This is a genomic window from Streptomyces sp. NPDC104831 (genome assembly GCF_055583025.1).
Genome location: NZ_JBVJOT010000135.1, coordinates 1 through 3,426, shown reverse-complemented (window position 1 = coordinate 3,426; position 3,426 = coordinate 1). Strand labels below are relative to the sequence as shown.

At 72.5% G+C, this 3,426-nt stretch carries 4 protein-coding genes; 3 read left to right on the top strand and 1 reads right to left on the bottom strand.

The window, feature by feature from the left end:
• Together ACZ63H_RS38530 and ACZ63H_RS38525 are read left to right on the top strand one after the other, a co-directional pair.
• A partial coding sequence (locus ACZ63H_RS38530; RefSeq protein WP_351034276.1) for an adenosylhomocysteinase occupies positions 1-95 on the top strand: 95 nt, incomplete at its 5' end.
• Positions 96-264: 169 nt separating this feature from the next.
• Complete coding sequence (locus ACZ63H_RS38525; protein WP_469873110.1) at positions 265-879, top strand: hypothetical protein; 615 nt, start codon at positions 265-267, stop codon at positions 877-879.
• A 43-nt stretch (positions 880-922) separates the two neighbouring features.
• Here ACZ63H_RS38525 and ACZ63H_RS38520 read toward each other — a convergent pair whose 3' ends face one another.
• Positions 923-1,942 carry an RDD family protein gene (locus ACZ63H_RS38520; RefSeq protein ID WP_469873109.1) on the bottom strand — a complete coding sequence of 340 codons (1,020 nt, stop codon included), beginning with the start codon at positions 1,940-1,942 and terminating at the stop codon, positions 923-925.
• Positions 1,943-2,085: 143 nt separating this feature from the next.
• Between ACZ63H_RS38520 and ACZ63H_RS38515 the strand changes: the two genes are divergently transcribed.
• A complete protein-coding gene (locus ACZ63H_RS38515; protein ID WP_469873108.1) occupies positions 2,086-3,093 on the top strand; it encodes a stage II sporulation protein M in 1,008 nt (335 codons plus the stop codon).
• The last annotated feature ends 333 nt before the right edge of the window (positions 3,094-3,426 follow it).

The window sequence follows — 3,426 nt, the reverse complement described above, 5'->3', positions numbered from 1 at the left end:
TCGGCGTGAAGCTGACCACGCTGCGTCCGGAGCAGGCGGCGTACATCGGTGTGGACGTCGACGGCCCGTACAAGCCGGACCACTACCGCTACTGAGCCGTAGCTCCCCCGGCCCGACCGCCGGGGGAGTGCGCCGGCCCACCGGCGCCTCCTCCGTCACCAGGCCCTCCGAGGCAGGCCCCCGCACCCCCGTGCCGGGGGCCTGCCCCTTTGGCCCCGACCCAGGACCTCCGGCCGGACCAGCCCGTCAAGACCCAGGACCCCCATGCCCCGCGGCCGTTATTCGCTCCACGATCCGCACGATCACACCCCCCTCGCGGAAGAACACTTCCAATGCGCCCCCGGCCCGTCCGGCTGGCGCTACGTCTCCCGGCTGACCGGGCCCGCCGGCGAGCACCGGGGCTCGGTGGACCTCGCCCTGGACGACCTCGGCCGCCCCCTCCGCCTCGAACTGCACGCGGGTGACTGGCAGGTGCGCGGCGCCGCCCTCGACGGCGTCACCTGGGTCCGCACCGACCCCACCGGCCTCCATGCCACCGAAGGCAATGTGCGCGCCCACGCCTTCACCGGCACTTCCCCCGCGTTCCTCGTCGCCATCGCCCGGCTCCTGCGCCTCACCCCCTCGTCCGCCGCGACCCGCGTACGCCTCGTGGCCTTCACCGATCCCGTCCTCGCCCCCCGCACGGTAGACCAGTCCTGGGCCCTGGTGAACAGCGAAGCACACGCCACTGACAACGGCCCCCTGACCGTGGACGAGTACCAGGTCACCGCCCTGGACACCGGCGAACAGCACACCGTCCACCTCGCCGGCGACGTGGTCCTGGCCGCGCCCGGCATCGAGCTGGAGGACCTTCAGTCACCGCCGTCGCGGTTCGACTGACCCCCGGCCCCGGGCCCCGCGAGCGGCACCGGCAGCGACCCGCCTACGCCGGCGGCACGAACCCGGTGGCCGGCCGTCCGGTCGGCGGCTCCTCGCGCCCCGGTCGCGAAGGGGCGTCCGGCGCGGCCGGTGAGGAGCCGGAGGCATACGAGTCGTCGGGCCGGACCGGCCCCTGGACCTGCCCCCCGTACGGCGAGGCCCCGGTCCGCTGATCCCCCTGCGGCAACGGAGGGCGACACGAGTCCGGAACCCCGGCCTGTCCCCCCGGCCCCGCGAACCCGGCGGTGCCCGGGCCGCCGCCGACCGCCGGACCAGCGCCGGCGGACACCCGCCGGGCCTCACGGGACTGCCGCTCGTGCACCACGGCCGCGAGGAAGGCGGCCGGCGGCAGGTCCGGCGGCACCGGAGCACCCGTACGCCCCGCGAGGTCGGCCGCCAGCCGCTGCGCCATGTCCGCCGACACCCGCGGATCGAGCTGCGCCATCCGGGTCAGGTACTGCCGGACGGCGAGCCACGGCCCGTCCGGCACCGCCGACAGGTCCAGCCCGGCGAACCGCCCCGCGAGCCACGGAGGGGGAGGCGGCACGAATCCGGCCCGCCCCGCGGGTATCCGCTCCCGCACGACCAGCGTTCCCGCGAACACATCGCCGAGCCGCCGTCCCCGCGCCGAGACCAGCGAGGCGATGCACGCCACCACGCCGAGCGTCATCAGGATCTCGACCACCCCGACCGCACCCCGCACCAACGCGTGCCGGAACCGGATCGGCCCGCCGTCGTCCCGGACCACCCGCAGCCCGAAGGCCAGCTTCCCCAGCGAACGCCCCTGGCTGAGGGTCTCGACGGCTATCGGCCCGCCGACCAGCACCAGCAGGAACGACGCGATCGACAGCGCCACCTGCGCGGCCTCGTCCAGCGACGCCGTCGACGCCAGCAGCACCACGACCACGACGACATACGCGGCCATCGCCACCGCCAGGTCGAGCAACACGGCGAGCGCCCTGCTCGGCAGCTTCGCGGGCCGCAGTTCGAGCGCCACCGCCTCGCCGGTCACCAGTTCACTCACGCCCGCCGTCCTTCCCTGGTCCGCCCCCTGAACCGCAAGTCTGCCAAGCTGAGGGCGGATCACGTCGCGGTACGACAAGCTGACAGGAAGCACGAGCGTCCACGAAGAGCCGTGGACGACCAGCCGAGGAGCAGGCAGACCCGATGGACCTGGACGTCTTCGTCTCCGTACACCGAGCCGAATGGGACCGGCTCGATGCGCTGCTCCGCCGCCGGCGCCGGCTCACCGGCCCCGAGGCAGACGAACTCGTCACCCTCTACCAGCGCACCGCCACCCACCTCTCCCTCATCCAGTCCAGCGCTCCCGACCCGCAGCTGACCGGGCGGCTGAGCCGGCTCGTGGCACGCGCGCGCAGCGCCGTCGCCGGCGCCCGCCGGGCCTCGTGGCGGGACGTCACCCACTTCCTGGGCCGCGGCTTCCCGGCCGCCGTCTACCGCGCCCGCCACTGGTGGGTGCCCACGGCGCTCGTGTCGACCGCGGTCGCCGTCCTCCTGGGCTGGTGGATCGGCACCCATCCCGAGGTGCAGTCGTCCATCGCGGCCCCCAGCCGGCTGCGCGAGCTGACCCGCCCGGGCGGAGAGTACGAGACCTACTACTCCAGCCACCCCGCGGCCGCCTTCGCCGCCCAGGTGTGGACGAACAACGCCCAAGCCGCGGCGATGTGCCTGGTCCTCGGCGTCTTCCTGGGCCTTCCCGTCCTCTGGATCCTCTTCCAGAACATGCTGAACCTGGGCGTGGGCTTCGGCCTCATGTCCTCGGCGGGCCGCCTCGACACCTTTCTCGGCCTGGTCCTGCCGCACGGTCTGCTCGAACTGACCGCGGTCTTCGTCGCCGCCGGCACGGGGCTGCGTCTGGGCTGGACGCTGATCGATCCCGGCCCGCGCACGCGGCGGGCGGCTCTCGCGGAGGAGGGACGTGCGGCCATCGGCATGGCGATCGGCCTCGCCCTGATCCTGTTCGTCTCCGGTGCCATCGAAGGCTTCGTCACTCCCTCCGGCCTGCCCACCTGGGCCCGCATCGGCATCGGAATCGCCGCCGAGCTGGCATTTCTCGCGTACGTCTACGTGCTCGGCGGCCGCGCGACACGCGCCGGCGAGACGGGCGACCTGGGGCCGACGGAGCGCAGCGCGTCCCTGCCCACGGCCGCGTGATCCCGTCGATGTGCACTCACCCCCTCTGAGCTGCTAGTCTCCTCTTCGCCCCGCAAGAGCCGTTGACACGGAGGGAGTGGGGAGGTAGATTCAATGAGTTGTCTGGAGCTGGACATCCGGCCGGACACTCGCTAGCATCTACTTGATGCCTCGGAGAGTCGTTAACGACACTCAAGAGAACATCCTCCGATTACTCAGAAATGAGCGGCCGGTCAGACCGGCCAAGAACTTCTGATAAAGTCGGAACCGCCGGAAAGGGAAACGCGAGAGCGGGAACCTGGAAAGCACCGAGGAAATCGGATCGAGAAAAGATCTGATAGAGTCGGAAACGCA

Excerpts from the sequence above, each read along its gene's own strand:
- ACZ63H_RS38525 (WP_469873110.1), top strand. The coding sequence starts at position 265 with ATGCCCCGCGGCCGTTATTCGCTCCACGATCCGCACGATCACACCCCC.
- ACZ63H_RS38515 (WP_469873108.1), top strand. The coding sequence starts at position 2,086 with ATGGACCTGGACGTCTTCGTCTCCGTACACCGAGCCGAATGGGACCGG.